Consider the following 14,741-nt stretch of genomic DNA (forward strand, 5'->3'; position numbering starts at 1 on the left):
GGCGTTAGCGGGCCCCCCGCCCCCCGGCCCCCCGCGGGGGGGGGGGGGCGGGGGGGGGGGGGGGCGGGGGGCGCGGGGGGGGGGGCGCGCCCCCCCCCCCCCGGCGCCCGCTACTCCCGGAGTCCCATGGCCTCGACCGGCTCCCTGCGCAGCGCCAGCCGGGTGGTCAGCAGCACGGTGCCCAGACCCAGCAGAGCCGCCCCGCCCAGCACTGCGGCCGCCCAGGTCGCGGATACGGACGGCCAGGCCGAGCCGGTGAGCGCGAGGCTGACGGGCACCAGGACGGCGGCGGTGACCGCGGCACCGAGGGCGAGGGCCACGCCGACCGTGATGCCCCCCTCCCAGGCCATCATGCGCAGGATCTGACGGCGGGTGGTGCCCACCAGACGCAGCAGGGCGAACTCGCGCAACCGCTCGGTCGTGGCCATCACCAGGGTGTTGACGACGGCGATGGCGGTGAAGAGGCTGATCATGCCGAGGAGCAGCCGGCCGACGGCCGTGGCCGACTCCTGCCGGTGCCTGCGGGCGTCGTCGTACGCGGCCCGGTCGCTCGTACGGGCCATGGGGTAGGCGGCGGTGAGGCTTTGGAGCTCCCGGCCGACCTGCTGGGGGTCGGCGTCGGGGGCGGAGCGGACCAGGACCGTCGGCGCGAGGGGGTCCGGTGTGTGCGCGGCGGCGGACTCGGTGGGGAGGAGGGCGTCGGCGAACCCCAGGTCGCGGTCGTAGACGGCGACCACCGTGGCGGTGCTCTCGCTGCCGTCCATCCAGCCGATCCGGAGCTTGGTGCCGACGCCGGCGCCGAGTCCGGAGGCCGAGCGCTGCCCCAGCGCGACGCCGTCCCCGCGCAGTTGGGCCAGCGAGCCCGCGGTGACCCCGGGATCGAGCAGCTCGGACAGCGCGGCGGAATCGACCACCTTGGCACTGACGCCCCGTGAGCCGGCGGTGCCGGGCGACGCGTTGGACACCATGGTCGTGGCGGGGACGACCCCGCTGACCGCTGTGACGCCGGGCAGTTGGCGGGCCGCGGCGACGAAGTCCGGGGGGAGCCCGACACCGTCGGCCTGGACCACGTGGTCGGCCCGCAGCCTTCGACCGTCCTCGGCCGCGGCGGCCTGGGCCTTGACGCCGGGGACGAACAGCACCGTGCTGGTGAAGGCCACCGCCAGCACCAGCGGGGTGACGGCGGCGGCGAAGCGGCGGGGCTGGGCGCGCAGGGCCGCGGACGCGAGGAACCCCGCCACGGGGAAGAGCCTGCCCACCGGTCCACCGATCACCACACTGGCGACCCGCCCGATCACCGGTCCGAGCAGCGCCACCCCCAGGAGGAGCAGCAGGACCATGCTCTCGGCCGTGCCCGCCCCGCTCCGGCTGCCCGTGGAGGACGCCAGCACCACGGCGCACACGGCGAGCGTCCCGGCCCCGAGCACCGCCCGCACCCAGCCGATCCGCGGCGCGGGCGCAGCGGACTCGCGCAGAGCCTGGGTCGGTTCGACCCGGGACGCCCGGCGCGCGGAGGCCCACACGGCGAGTTGCGCGGTGCCGACGGCCACGCCGACGACGGTCAGCAGTGCGGTGGGCCCGACGTGGAGCGGGACGTCGGAGCGGACCACACCGCGGTCGACGAGTACGCCGCGGAGCAGCGAGGCGACGCCGACCCCGACCGGGCATCCGACCAGCGCGGCGCCGAGGCTCAGGACCAGCGTCTCCATCGCGATCATCCGCCGCACCTGTCCCGAAGTGGCGCCCACCGCCCGCAGCAGGGCCATCTCCCGCAGGCGTTGCCGGACGGTGAGCGCGAGCGCTCCCGCCACCACGAACGCCGAGATGAACAGGGACAGGATGCCGACGGTCCCGGCGAGCGAGGCCAGGCCGTCCCCGGGCCCGGGTGCGCCCGAGAACTCCCGCTCGCCCCGCTGGTCGCCGGTGCTCACCTCGGGCCCGGACCAGAGCTCCGCCCCGGTGGCCGGGAAGGCCGTGGCGAGGACCTGTTCGGCCTGCGCGGCCAGCGCCTGCGGGTCGGCCCCGTCCCGTGCCGTGACGCCGATCGCGTCCGCGCCCTTGGTGGTGCCCGCGAGCCGGGCCGCCTGGTCGGGGCTGAAGAAGAGGGCGCTCTGGCGGGCCAACTCCCGTGGGGATGAGGCCAGTCCGGACACCGTGTAGGCACGGGGGGCGGTGGTGGTGGCCAGCCGCACGGGGTCGCCGGGCCGGAGCCCGCCGCGTGCGGCCGTCGCCTCGTCGAGGACCACCTCGTCGGGGCCGGTCGGCGGGTGACCGGAGGTCAGGTGGAAGGGGGCGAGGACGGCGCTGGTCCAGGAGTGCCCGAGGGACGCCCCGCCCTGCGGGCCGGAGAGGACCTGCCCCGATCCGGTGATCACGGCGGCGGGGAAGGAGACCTCCGGGGTGACGGTCCCGGCGCCGGGCAGTGCGGCCAGCTTTCCGATCAGCGGATCGACGTCGGCCATCCGGGTCGAGCCGCCGATCACGACCGGGGCCGCCGCGTAGCGTTCGGTGGGGGTGCCCGCCCGCAGGGCGGACTCCAGCAGGACACCGCACGCGGCGGTCAGGACGAGGGCGAACGACAGTGCGGCGAAAGCACCCGCGAAGCCCGCCTTGCGGGCGCGCACCGTCTGCCAGGCCAGGAGGAGCATGCCGTTCAGCGCCTTCCCAGGTGGGTCATCCGGTCCGCGACCTGCTCGGGCGAGGGGTTGGCGAGTGCCTCGGCGAAGGAGCCGTCCGCCAGGAAGAACACCTGGTCCGCGTAGGAGGCGGCGCCCGGGTCGTGCGTCACCATGATCACGGTCTGCCCCAGTCCGTCGACGACGTGCCGCAGCAGCCGCAGGACCTCCGTACCGGTGGTGCTGTCCAGGGCGCCCGTGGGCTCGTCCGCGAAGACGACCTCGGGTCGCGTGACCAGGGCCCGGGCGATCGCCACCCGCTGCTGCTGACCGCCCGACAGCTGGGTGGGCAGGTGCCGCACCCGGTCGGCGAGGCCGGTCCGGTCGAGGATCTCCCCCAGCCAGGCCCGGTCCGCCCGGCGCCGGGCCAGTCGCAACGGCAGCGTGACGTTCTGCTCGACCGTCAGGGAGGGCAGGAGGTTGAAGGACTGGAAGACGAAGCCGATCCGCTGCCGGCGCAGGACGGTCAGCTCGGTGTCGCCGAGCGCCCCCAGCTCCAGGCCGGCCAGCCGGACCTGCCCGGAGGTCGGGCGGTCGAGCCCGGCGGCGCAGTGCAGGAACGTGCTCTTCCCGGACCCCGAGGGCCCCATCACCGCGGTGAACCCGCCTCGCCGGAATTCCATCGACACCTCGCGCAGGGCGTGCACGGCCCCCGCTCCGCGCCCGTACACCTTGCTCAACCCGTCGAGCCGCACCGCCAGGTCCGGCTCCGAAGTGGAATGGGCCTGTTCCGGATCGCTGGAATCCGCAGTCCGAGAGAAAACGGGAATCCCCTCCTCGATGTGGCGCCCTGCCCTCATTTACCGCGAGCCTAGCCAGATCCACATCGCCCGCCCGGACCTCCGGCGGCGTCCGGACAGCGCTCCGGCGGCGGCTCCGGAGGCTCCACCCCAGGTCAACGGGCCACCGAGTCTGCTGGGCGGCCCGGCCGGGAGGGTCTGGACGTGGACAACCCATGGACACATCCATGCGAATCGCATGGGGCGTTCCATGGAATTCATCGCAGCCAAAAGGCCGCCCGAATACCGGGACCACACTTGTGCGGAATAACCGAACGTCGGCCTCCGGAATTTGACGAAGAAAACTTCCGGTCCGGCTTTCCGAACTTCCGATGGTTCGACCCCTGCGTCCGGGGCCCTATGAGGGGCGAGGGCCGGCGGAGAGCCAGCCCATCTCCTCGGCGATCCGAATGGCGTCCACCCGGCTGCGCCCCCCGGCCTTGGTCACCGCGGCGGCCAGATGGTTGCGGGCGGTTCCCGCCGAAATGAACAGCCGGGCGGCGATCTCCGAGACGGAGGCACCTTCCGCGGCCAGGCGCAGGGTGTCGAGCTCCCTGGGCGTCAGCGGATTCTCACGCGCCCCCAGGGCGGCGAGGGCCAGCTCCGGGTCGATGGCACGCTCGCCGGCCGCCACCTTCCTGATCGCCGCCGCCAGCTCCTGGGCCGGGGCGTCCTTGCCGAGGAACCCGAGCACGTGGACGGACATCGCGCTGCGCAGATGCGCGGGTCTCGCCAGCCCGGTCAGGATGAGCGTCCCGCACGTCGGGAGCTTCTCGTGCAACTCGGCCGCGGCCCGGAGCCCGTCCAGACCGGGCATGTCGATGTCGAGCACCGCCACGTCCGGCCGGACCCGCAGAGCCGTCGGCACCACCAGGTCACCACGCTCGACGTCCGCGACGACCTCCAGGTCGTCCTCGTACGCGAGGAGTGCCATCAGCGCGCTGCGCACCATGGCCATGTCCTCGGCCAACAGAACCCTGATCATCCGCGTCCTCCCCTGCCAGGCAACCCCCGCCCGCGCGGCTCCATGAGACAACAGGGCCACGGGCAGCCCGTATCCGATTGATCCACCATGCGTGACCGCGAGCGACGGAAACAACAGTGCGAACCCGATCGAACTACGGCCGGCCCTCCACGAACACGGATCCGACACAACGGACCCGAAGTGGTCCGGACAACACGAGAGCCGCAGGTCAGATCACCTGCGGCTCTCGGTATGGAGCGGGCGACGAGAATCGAACTCGCGCTCTAAGCTTGGGAAGCTCATGTTCTACCATTAAACTACGCCCGCCTGATGAGCCGTCAGAGACCGCTCAATCCAGTGTCACTGTACCCCATTCGCGACTGTGGTTGCACGGCCCGCCCGGGGAGTGGTGGGGCGGGCGGGGGTGGGTGGGGGGCGTACTGTGTGGGCCGCGTACGAGCGCTCCGGCGGGTGGGTTCGGGGCGGCGAGCCACGGTGCGGAATGTCCGGAGCATCCCCTAATGTGACGCTGTCCCGGGGCGAGGTCCCGCGGGGCGCGATGAGTACGGGTGAGTACTGGGTTAGGGATGGGAAGGGGATCGATGGAGCAGCGCGCCGTCGTTCGTTGTGCCGAGGGGCACCTGTTCAGCACCACCACGTTCCCGATGCAGAACCTCGGTCCGGGCCGGCTCGGGCCCGGGCGGCTGATCCGCTGTCCGCAGTGCGGGCGGCTGAGGAGTTCGGTGCTGGCCGACGTGCGGGAGCTGTCGGCGCCGCAACTGGACCGGGCGTTGCGGCTGGAGGCCGCGGAGTTCCTGGCCTGACGGTCGACGCGAGGACGGAACGGGCCCCGGGCGGATTCGTCCGGGGCCCTGTCGTGCACGTAACCTCGAAGCGTGCTGCTCTCTGACAAGGACATCCGGACCGAAATCGACCTGGGCCGGGTCGTCGTCGACCCGTTCGACCCGGCGATGATCCAGCCGTCGAGCATCGACGTGCGCCTCGACCGCTTCTTCCGCGTGTTCGAGAACCACCGCTACCCGCACATCGACCCCTCCGAGGAGCAGCCGGACCTGACCCGGCTGGTGGAGCCCGAGGGCGACGACGCGTTCATCCTGCACCCGGGCGAGTTCGTGCTGGCCTCGACGTACGAGGTCATCTCGCTGCCCGACGACGTGGCGTCCCGGCTGGAGGGCAAGTCGAGCCTGGGCCGGCTGGGCCTGCTGACGCACTCGACGGCCGGCTTCATCGACCCCGGTTTCAACGGTCACGTGACGCTGGAGCTGTCGAACGTCGCGACGCTGCCGATCAAGCTGTACCCGGGGATGAAGATCGGGCAGCTCTGCCTGTTCCGGCTCTCCTCGCCGTCGGAGCACCCGTACGGCTCGGAGCGGTACGGCTCGCGCTACCAGGGCCAGCGCGGCCCGACGCCGTCCCGTTCGTTCATGAACTTCCACCGCACCGACGTCTGATCCGGGCGGAGCGCACGCAGCACGGGCGGCCACCCCTCGCCGATGACGGACGAGGGGCGGCCGCCCGTCGCGTTTCCCGCGTGCTCAGGCCCGCTTGGGGCGGGTGACGGCGACCAGTTCGGTGCCGTCCTCGGAGAGCCGCAGTTCGGTGCGGAGTTCGGCGAGTTCGCCGAGGTGGTGCAGGTGGGTGCCGCCGCAGAAGATCTGCGCGCCGCCCTCGGGCAGCTCGCAGTGCCACTGGCGGCGGGCGGTGAGCTCGGGGCCGGGGACCTCGATGCGGACCGGGGCGTCGGCGGCGACCCAGGCGGCGAGCCGGGTGTTGACGGCCTCGGTGAGGGCGGGCAGGGCGTCGGCGAGGGCGGGGAGCTCGTCGGTGGCGTCCGCCGTGAAGCCCTTCTTCTTCAGCGACTTGCCGAGCCGGTAGGTGTCGGTGCTGGCCTCGGTGTCCATCACCGAGGTGGCCATCGCGAGGCTGTCGAAGTCGGGGTGGCCGAGGGCGTCGGAGCGGCCCGGGTCCTTGCGCCAGCGCGGCGCGAGGGCCTCGTTGAGGGCGAGGGCGAGCAGGTGGCAGCCGCTGTGCGAGGCGCTGAGGGCGGCCCGGCGGTCGGCGTCGACGGCGAGGACGGCGGTGCGCCCGACGACGTCGCCGGGGTCGGTGTCGACGACGTGCAGGACCAGCCAGGACCACTCCTCGTCGCCGCGCCGGACCGGGATGTCGGCGCCGGCCAGCGGCGTTCCGCCGTCCGGGCCGACGGCGCCGGTGAGGCAGTCGACGACGGCCAGCTCGGTGCCGTCGACGGTGAGGGTGCCGAGGTCGGCGGGCTGGTCGGGCCAGGTGTGGTCGAGCGGGTGGAACGGGGTGGCCCCGGTCACGACGGCGTGCCGGCCGTCCCCCAGCGGGTGCACCGCGATGACCGTCGACTCGCCGGTCACCGCCCCGGCCGGGAAGCTGACGTGCGTGGTGGGGAGGGTCATTCCTGGCTCCGGTGACGTGGAACGGGTGAGGGAGTGAGGGGCGAGGGGGTGAAGGCTGAGGGGGTGAAGAGGGTGGACGGGCCCCGGCCTGACCGGGATCCGTCCACCATTGTGCCCTCCGGCCGTCAGCCCAGGGTCGGCAGCTTGATCAGCACCAGCAGCGCGAGCAGTTGCACCGCCGAGGCGGCGGCCGCCTTGCCCCAGGGCAGGTCGTGCACCCGCCGGACCATGCTGATCAACAGGTACGCGCAGAACGCCCAGGTGGCCCAGCCGGCGACCTGGACGACCGCGCTGCCCGAGGGCAGCACCAGGTCGAGCAGCAGTCGGGGCGCGTCCGTCAGCCAGCCGATCAGCGCGGCCAGGCCGACCGTCGACTTCCACGGGCCGTCCCCGCCGAGCTGGCGGGCCAGCGCGTAGGTGACGCCGCCGAAGAGCGCTCCGGCCACGGCGAAGCCGATCGCGGCGGCGGCGATGCCGGTCAGCGCGACGGTGAAGGTCGAGTCGACGATGTCGTCGTGGGTCAGGCCGATGCCGAGCACCGCGAGCGCGCCGTACAGCATCGAGACGGTGAGGGCGGGCAGCCAGACCTGGTGGTCGCGGGCGCGGTCGAAGGTCGCGGTGGGGGCGCGGAAGATGCCGATGAGCAGTTCGCGCCAGTGCGGGCGGGGCCCGGCGACGTGCGGGGCGGACTGGCCGCCGGCCCGGTAGACGGTGACGTTGTCCTGGCCGTACGGCGGCTGCTGCTGCGGCCCGTAACCGTCCTGGCCGTAGCCGTCGCCCTGCGGGTGTCCGCCCTGGTCGTAGCCCTGGTCGTAGCCCTCGGCGCCGTACCCCGCCTGCGGGTACCCGGGGTGTCCGCCGTACTGGCCCTGGTCGTAGTACCCGTGGTGGGGCGGCTCCTGCGCGTACGGGTCGCCGGTCGGGAAGGCCCGGGTGCCGCCGGGCCGGTCGGCGGCGTACGGGTCGTAGCCGCCCTGCGGGCCCGGGGCGCCGGGGCCGCCGGGCGTGCCGTCGGGGCCGTCGGCCACGCCCCGGTGCGGGGCCGTGAAGTACTCCGGCCCGTCCGTCTGCCCGTGCCCCCCGGGCCCCGCCGGCGGCGGAGGGGGCGCCCACCCGCCGTGGGGGTCGGCGCCCTGCCCGCTGTCGTATCGATTACCAGCCACGCTCTGACGGTACCCGTCCGGCCCAATCCGCGTGGGGCCTGGACGGAGCCGGGGCCGGTTTGCAGCGAGCCTGAGACGAACGCGGCCGAAATCCTGCCGCCGACGGCGCCAGCGGCCCGGCCCGGGTCCTACCGCTGCGCGCTGACCGAGGGCCCGTGCACCGCGGCGGCCGCGGCGGTGCCGGCCGGGCAGCCGCCAGGGCCGGCCGAGGTGCGGACCGCGCCGACCGGCAGCAGGGTGCCGCAGGCGATCCGGATGCCGTTCGGCAGCTCGTTGTCGGATTCGACGATCGCGCCGTCGCCGATCACCGCGCCGTCCAGCGCCGAGCGGGCGCCGACGGTGGCGAAGGCGCCCACGATGGAGTCCTTGACCAGGGTCTCCGGGCCGACCACCGCGCCCGGCAGGATCACGCTGCCCTCGACGATCGCGCCGGCCTCGACCACCGCGTTCGCGGAGACCACGGTGCCGCCGCTGAGCACCGCGCCGGGGTGGACGGTGGCGCCGGGCAGCAGCAGGGCGTCGCCGGTCGGGCCGGGGACGGCCGGGGAGTCGACCTTGCCGAGCACCAGGTCGGCCGAGCCGCGGACGAACGCGGCCGGGGTGCCGAGGTCGAGCCAGTACGAGGTGTCGACGACGCCGCGCAGCAGCGCGCCGGTGGCCAGCAGCTCGGGGAAGGTCTCGCGTTCGACGGACACCTCGCGGCCGGCCGGGATGCGGTCGATGACGGACCGGGTGAAGACGTAGCAGCCGGCGTTGATCTGGTCGGTGACGATCTGCTCGGGCGTCTCCGGCTTCTCCAGGAACTCCAGCACCCGCCCGTTCGCGTCGGTCGGGACGAGGCCGAAGGCGCGCGGGTCCTCGACCCGGGTGAGGTGCAGGGTGACGTCGGCCCCGGCGGCCACGTGGCCGTCGCGCAGGGCGGCGATGTCGACGCCGGAGAGGATGTCGCCGTTGAAGACCAGCACGGGCTCGTCGGGGCCACAGGTCAGCCCGGACGCCGCGTTGCGGATCGCGCCGCCGGTGCCCAGCGGCTCGCGTTCGGTCAGGTAGACCAGCTCGATGCCGTACGGGGTGCCGTCCTGGAAGTGGTCCTCGAAAACCTCGGCCAGGTACGAGGTGGCCAGCACGACGCGGGTGACGCCGGCGGCGGCCGCGCGGGCCAGCTGGTGGGCGATGAAGGGGACGCCCGCCACCGGCAGCATGGGCTTGGGGGTGTGGGTGGTCAGCGGACGCAGTCGCGTGCCCTTACCACCGACCAGCATGATCGCCTCGGTCATGGTCTGCGCTGTTCCCCTTGTGCTCTGCGGCCCCGGCCCGGCGGGCCGATACCTCCGTCGGTGGTCTGGACCCGTCCGGCCGTCCGGAACGGGTCGACCGGCGCGAGGCCGGTCTGCCGCCTACTGTATTTCCTCCCAACGGGCGGACACTCAGGCGGCCGTGCGATTGGCACCACTCCCCTACGGGTCCCGCCCCGGATCCACCCCCGGTCCGGCCCATCCCGGCCCCCCAAAAGCCCGGCCCGGCGGGCGCTCTCGCGGCGACCACCGGGCCGGGCAGTTGTAGCAGAACTGTCGAACAGAGGACGCTACGCGTCCACCGTCGCAGGCTCCTCGGCGCCGGCCGGCGGGGTCGCCTTCACCGAGTCGAGCAGCAGCTGGGCGACGTCGACCACCTTCAGGTGCTCCTTGGCGGCGCCCTCGTTCTTCTTGCCGTTGACCGAGTCGGAGAGCATCACCAGGCAGAACGGGCAGGCGGTGGAGACGATGTCCGGGTTGAGGGACAGCGCCTCGTCCACGCGCTCGGTGTTGATCCGCTTGCCGATGCGCTCCTCCATCCACATCCGGGCACCGCCGGCGCCGCAGCAGAAGCCGCGCTCCTTGTGCCGGTGCATCTCCTGCTGGCGCAGACCGGGGACCTTGTCCATGATCTCGCGCGGCGGGCTGTAGACCTTGTTGTGGCGGCCCAGGTAGCAGGGGTCGTGGTAGGTGATCAGGCCTTCGACCGGGTTGACCGGGACGAGCTTGCCCTCGTCGATCAGGTGCTGCAGCAGCTGGGTGTGGTGGATGACCTCGAAGTGGCCGCCCAGCTGCGGGTACTCGTTGGCGATGGTGTTGAAGCAGTGCGGGCAGGTGGCGACGATCCGCTTGACCGGCGCGTCCTCCAGGGCCGCGTTCAGCGTCTCGACGTTCTGCGCGCCGAGCATCTGGAAGAGGAACTCGTTGCCCAGCCGGCGGGCGGAGTCACCGGTGCAGGACTCCTCCTTGCCGAGGATGGCGAACTTCACGCCCGCGGTGTGCAGCAGTTCGGCGAAGGCCTTGGTGGTCTTCTTGGCGCGGTCCTCCAGGGCGCCGGCGCAGCCGACCCAGTAGAGGTACTCGACCTCGGCGGGGTCGATGTCCTCGCCGATCACCGGCACCTCGATGCCGGTCTCCTTCTTGAGCTCCTTGACCCAGTCCAGGCGGGCCTTGGTGGCCATGCCCCACGGGTTGCCCTTGTTCTCCAGGTTCTTGAGCATCGTCCCGGCCTCGGTCGGGAACGAGGACTCGATCATCACCTGGTAGCGGCGCATGTCGACGATGTGGTCGATGTGCTCGATGTCCACCGGGCACTGCTCGACGCAGGCGCCGCAGGTGGTGCAGGACCACAGGACGTCCGGGTCGATGACGCCGTTCTCCTCCGCGGTGCCGATCAGCGGGCGCTCGGCCTCGGCCAGGGCGGCCGCCGGGACGTCCTTGAGCTGCTCGGCGGTGGCCTTCTCCTCGCCCTCCATGTCCTTGCCGCCACCGGCCAGCAGGTAGGGCGCCTTGCCGAAGGCGTGCTCGCGCAGGCTCATGATCAGCAGCTTCGGCGAGAGCGGCTTGCCGGTGTTCCAGGCCGGGCACTGCGACTGGCAGCGGCCGCACTCGGTGCAGGTGGAGAAGTCGAGGATGCCCTTCCAGGAGAAGTGCTCGACCTGGGAGACGCCGAAGACGGCGTCGTCGGCCGGGTCCTCGAAGTCGATCGGCTGGCCGCCGCTGGTCATCGGGCGCAGGGCGCCGAGCGCGGTGCCGCCGTCCTCCTCGCGCTTGAAGTAGATGTTGAAGAAGCCGAGGAAGCGGTGCCAGGCCACGCCCATCGAGGGGTTGATGCCGATGGTGGTCGCCCACGCGAACGAGATGCAGATCTTCAGCATCGCGAAGAGGTAGATCAGGTTCTCCAGCGTGCCGTGCGACAGGCCGCTGAGGGCGGAGACCAGCGGGTACGACACCAGGTGCTCGGGCCCGTACGAGTCGACGCCGTTGAGGGCGCCCTCCAGGGCGCGCAGCATCAGGATGCACAGGCCGATGCCGAGGATCGTGTACTCGACGTAGAAGGCCTGCCAGGCGATCGAGCCGGCGAAGCGGGACTTGCGGCCGGACCGGGACGGCAGGCTGAGCAGCCGGATCACGATCAGCGTCGCGATGCCCAGCGTGGTGAGGGTGCCGACGAGCTCGACGAAGAGCTGCCAGAGCATCCAGTGGCCGATGATCGGCAGCGCGAACTCGGCGTCGAAGAGCTGGCCGAAGGCGTTGACGATGGTCAGCACCAGGCTGAAGAAGCCGACGGCGACGAACCAGTGGGCGATGCCCACGATCCCCCAGCGGTTCATCCGGGTGTGGCCGATGAACTCGACCGCGACGGTCCTCACCCGCTGGGCGGGCCGGCCGAAGCGGGTGGGGTCCGGCTGGCCGGTCCGCACCACTTTGTAGATGTACAGCGCCGCACGGGCGGCGAGCGCGGTGCCGATCACGAATGTGACCAGCGAGATGACGATCGCTGCTAGCTGCATCGGCTCTCCGTCTCCTGCGGCTTGCTGTTGAGCGGTCTTTGAACGGTCTTGCGTGGAACGAATTGTACTCGTCGGTAACTTGCCGGGCCGACGGCCCGGACATTACCGCCCGCCACCAGTCCTCCAGAAGGTTCCCAAGCTATGGCGGCAGTCACGTGGCACCACACGCGCCACGGCCAGGACCACGGCCACGACCGAGGCCACGGGAAGTCGCCGCGGCCGCGGGAAGCGGACCGCTCAGCAAAGTTGAGCGGCGGCGACTCATCCCTGTTGACGGCACCCACCCGGTCGTGCATCCTTGAGCCTGTAAAGCTCAACTCTTCCGTGGAGGTATTTACGATGGCACGCGCGGTCGGCATCGACCTCGGTACGACGAACTCGGTCGTCAGCGTTCTGGAGGGTGGCGAGCCCACCGTCATCACGAACGCCGAGGGCGCGCGGACCACGCCGTCCGTCGTCGCTTTCGCGAAGAACGGCGAGGTCCTGGTCGGCGAGGTGGCCAAGCGTCAGGCGGTCACCAACGTCGACCGCACCATCCGCTCGGTCAAGCGCCACATGGGCACCGGGTGGAAGATCAACCTGGACGGCAAGGACTTCAACCCGCAGCAGATCAGCGCCTTCGTGCTGCAGAAGCTGAAGCGGGACGCCGAGGCCTACCTGGGTGAGACCGTCACCGACGCCGTCATCACCGTCCCGGCGTACTTCTCCGACTCCGAGCGCCAGGCCACCAAGGAGGCCGGTGAGATCGCGGGCCTCAACGTCCTGCGCATCGTCAACGAGCCGACCGCGGCCGCCCTGGCCTACGGCCTCGACAAGGACGACCAGACCATTCTGGTCTTCGACCTCGGCGGCGGCACCTTCGACGTCTCCCTGCTGGAGATCGGCGACGGGGTCGTCGAGGTGAAGGCCACCAACGGTGACAACCACCTCGGTGGTGACGACTGGGACCAGAAGGTCGTCGACCACCTGGTCAAGGTCTTCCAGGCCGGCCACGGCGTCGACCTGTCCAAGGACAAGATGGCCCTGCAGCGTCTGCGCGAGGCCGCCGAGAAGGCCAAGATCGAGCTGTCCTCGTCCTCCGAGACCTCGATCAACCTGCCCTACATCACGGCCTCCGCCGAGGGCCCGCTGCACCTGGACGAGAAGCTCACCCGCGCCCAGTTCCAGCAGCTCACCTCCGACCTGCTGGAGCGCTGCAAGGTCCCGTTCCACAACGTGATCAAGGACGCCGGCATCTCGCTCTCCGAGATCGACCACGTCGTCCTGGTCGGCGGCTCGACCCGTATGCCCGCCGTCGCCGAGCTCGTCCGCGAGCTGACCGGCGGCAAGGACGCCAACAAGGGCGTCAACCCGGACGAGGTCGTCGCCATCGGCGCCGCGCTCCAGGCCGGTGTCCTCAAGGGCGAGGTCAAGGACGTCCTGCTGCTCGACGTCACCCCGCTGTCCCTCGGCATCGAGACCAAGGGCGGCATCATGACCAAGCTGATCGAGCGCAACACCACGATCCCGACCAAGCGCTCCGAGATCTTCACCACGGCCGAGGACAACCAGCCGTCCGTGCAGATCCAGGTCTACCAGGGCGAGCGCGAGATCGCGGCGTACAACAAGAAGCTGGGCATGTTCGAGCTGACCGGCCTGCCGCCGGCGCCGCGCGGCCTGCCGCAGATCGAGGTCACCTTCGACATCGACGCCAACGGCATCATGCACGTCGGCGCGAAGGACCTCGGCACCGGCAAGGAGCAGAAGATGACCGTCACCGGCGGCTCCGCGCTGCCGAAGGACGACATCGAGCGCATGATGCGCGAGGCCGAGCAGTACGCGGAGGAGGACCACAAGCGCCGCGAGTCCGTCGAGACCCGCAACTCCGCCGAGCAGCTCGTCTACTCGACCGAGAAGTTCATCGCGGACAACACCGACAAGCTCCCCGCCGACGTCAAGGCCGAGGTCGAGACCGCCATCGGCGAGCTCAAGGAGGCCCTGAAGGGCGAGGACATCGCGAAGATCCGCGAAGCCTCGGAGAAGGTCTCCACCACCGCGCAGAAGCTCGGCCAGGCGCTGTACGCCAACGCCGACGCCGCCGCCCCGGCCGGCGAGTCCGCCCAGGCCAAGGACGACGACGTCGTCGACGCCGAGATCGTGGACGACGAGAAGCCCAAGGGCGGTGCGGCATGACGGACAAGCCGCAGGGCGGCAAGCCCGGCGACGACTCCGCCGCCGACGAGGCTGTGATCAAGGCCGCCGAGGAGGCCGCCGCAGCCGGCGCCGCCGACTCCGGCTCCGGTGCTGGCTCCGACGAACTCGCCACTGCCAAGCGGGAGTCGGCCGAGCGCACCGCCGACCTGCAGCGTCTGCAGGCCGAGTACCAGAACTACCGCAAGCGGGTCGAGCGCGACCGGCTGACGGTCCGCGAGATCGCGGTCTCCAACATCCTGGAGTCCCTGATCCCGGTGCTCGACGACATCGGCCGCGCCCGCGAGCACGGCGAGGTCACCGGCGGCTTCAAGTCCGTCGCCGAGTCCCTGGAGACGGTCGTCGCCAAGCTGGGCCTCCAGCAGTTCGGCAAGGAGGGCGAGCCCTTCGACCCGACCATGCACGAGGCGCTGATGCACAGCTACTCCTCGGACGTCACCGAGGACACCTGCGTGCAGATCCTCCAGCCCGGCTACCGCATCGGCGAGCGGATCATCCGCCCCGCCATGGTCGCCGTCGCGGAGCCCCAGCCGGGCACCCAGACCACGGCCGCGCCCGACGGCGAGGCGAAGTCCGGGGACGCGGACAAGTCCGACGGTGGTTCGGACAGCTGACAACCTGTGACAGCTGACAACCAGTGCGCTGGGGGGGGGGTAGCCCGCCCCAAAAACCGGCGCCGGCCGCCGCCGCGGGGGGGGGGGGCAGCCCGCGGCGC

At 71.9% G+C, this 14,741-nt stretch carries 10 protein-coding genes, 1 tRNA gene and 1 pseudogene; 4 read left to right on the forward strand and 8 right to left on the reverse strand.

The window, feature by feature from the left end:
* Positions 1 to 110 precede the first annotated feature (110 nt).
* The 4 genes from ACFV6I_RS01740 to ACFV6I_RS01755 all read right to left on the reverse strand — a co-directional run bounded on the left by ACFV6I_RS01740 (position 111) and on the right by ACFV6I_RS01755 (position 4,745).
* Entirely contained in the window at positions 111 to 2,648 is a 2,538-nt protein-coding gene (locus ACFV6I_RS01740; RefSeq protein WP_380423245.1) for an ABC transporter permease, read from the reverse strand.
* A gap of 5 nt (positions 2,649 to 2,653) precedes the next feature.
* Positions 2,654 to 3,475, reverse strand: a complete 822-nt coding sequence (locus ACFV6I_RS01745) for an ABC transporter ATP-binding protein (RefSeq protein WP_380423246.1) — start codon at positions 3,473 to 3,475, stop codon at positions 2,654 to 2,656.
* A 337-nt stretch (positions 3,476 to 3,812) separates the two neighbouring features.
* Positions 3,813 to 4,439, reverse strand: a complete 627-nt coding sequence (locus ACFV6I_RS01750; protein WP_380339979.1) for a response regulator — start codon at positions 4,437 to 4,439, stop codon at positions 3,813 to 3,815.
* A 232-nt stretch (positions 4,440 to 4,671) separates the two neighbouring features.
* Positions 4,672 to 4,745 (reverse strand) — tRNA-Gly (locus ACFV6I_RS01755).
* Between the two features lie 275 nt (positions 4,746 to 5,020).
* Between ACFV6I_RS01755 and ACFV6I_RS01760 the strand changes: the two genes are divergently transcribed.
* Both ACFV6I_RS01760 and dcd read left to right on the forward strand, forming a co-directional pair.
* Entirely contained in the window at positions 5,021 to 5,242 is a 222-nt protein-coding gene (locus tag ACFV6I_RS01760; protein WP_079135746.1) for a hypothetical protein, read from the forward strand.
* A 72-nt stretch (positions 5,243 to 5,314) separates the two neighbouring features.
* Complete coding sequence (gene dcd / locus ACFV6I_RS01765) at positions 5,315 to 5,890, forward strand: dCTP deaminase (RefSeq protein WP_063348548.1); 576 nt, start codon at positions 5,315 to 5,317, stop codon at positions 5,888 to 5,890.
* A gap of 84 nt (positions 5,891 to 5,974) precedes the next feature.
* On the opposite strand, the gene ACFV6I_RS01770 is transcribed toward dcd, so the two are convergent.
* The 4 genes and pseudogenes from ACFV6I_RS01770 to ACFV6I_RS01785 all read right to left on the reverse strand — a co-directional run bounded on the left by ACFV6I_RS01770 (position 5,975) and on the right by ACFV6I_RS01785 (position 11,836).
* Positions 5,975 to 6,865: a metal-dependent hydrolase gene (locus ACFV6I_RS01770; RefSeq protein WP_380423247.1), complete on the reverse strand. Its 891-nt coding sequence runs from the start codon at positions 6,863 to 6,865 to the stop codon at positions 5,975 to 5,977.
* 125 nt (positions 6,866 to 6,990) lie between these two features.
* Positions 6,991 to 8,028 (reverse strand): Yip1 family protein, encoded by a 1,038-nt coding sequence (locus ACFV6I_RS01775; protein WP_380423248.1) that lies wholly within the window; start codon positions 8,026 to 8,028, stop codon positions 6,991 to 6,993.
* Between the two features lie 203 nt (positions 8,029 to 8,231).
* A pseudogene (locus ACFV6I_RS01780) lies at positions 8,232 to 9,305 on the reverse strand (sugar phosphate nucleotidyltransferase); the annotation flags it as partial.
* A gap of 308 nt (positions 9,306 to 9,613) precedes the next feature.
* Positions 9,614 to 11,836, reverse strand: a complete 2,223-nt coding sequence (locus tag ACFV6I_RS01785; protein ID WP_380423249.1) for a (Fe-S)-binding protein — start codon at positions 11,834 to 11,836, stop codon at positions 9,614 to 9,616.
* Positions 11,837 to 12,175: 339 nt separating this feature from the next.
* On the opposite strand from ACFV6I_RS01785, the gene dnaK reads away from it, so the two are divergent.
* Positions 12,176 to 14,008, forward strand: coding sequence for a molecular chaperone DnaK (gene dnaK, locus ACFV6I_RS01790; protein ID WP_063348543.1), 1,833 nt, complete (start codon positions 12,176 to 12,178; stop codon positions 14,006 to 14,008).
* Positions 14,005 to 14,640 carry a nucleotide exchange factor GrpE gene (grpE, locus tag ACFV6I_RS01795; RefSeq protein ID WP_063348542.1) on the forward strand — a complete coding sequence of 212 codons (636 nt, stop codon included), beginning with the start codon at positions 14,005 to 14,007 and terminating at the stop codon, positions 14,638 to 14,640. The genes dnaK and grpE overlap by 4 nt, the downstream gene beginning before the upstream one ends.
* Positions 14,641 to 14,741 lie beyond the last annotated feature (101 nt).

It is taken from the genome of Kitasatospora sp. NPDC059803 (assembly GCF_042732255.1).
In the GTDB taxonomy this organism is placed as follows: Bacteria; Actinomycetota; Actinomycetes; order Streptomycetales; family Streptomycetaceae; genus Kitasatospora.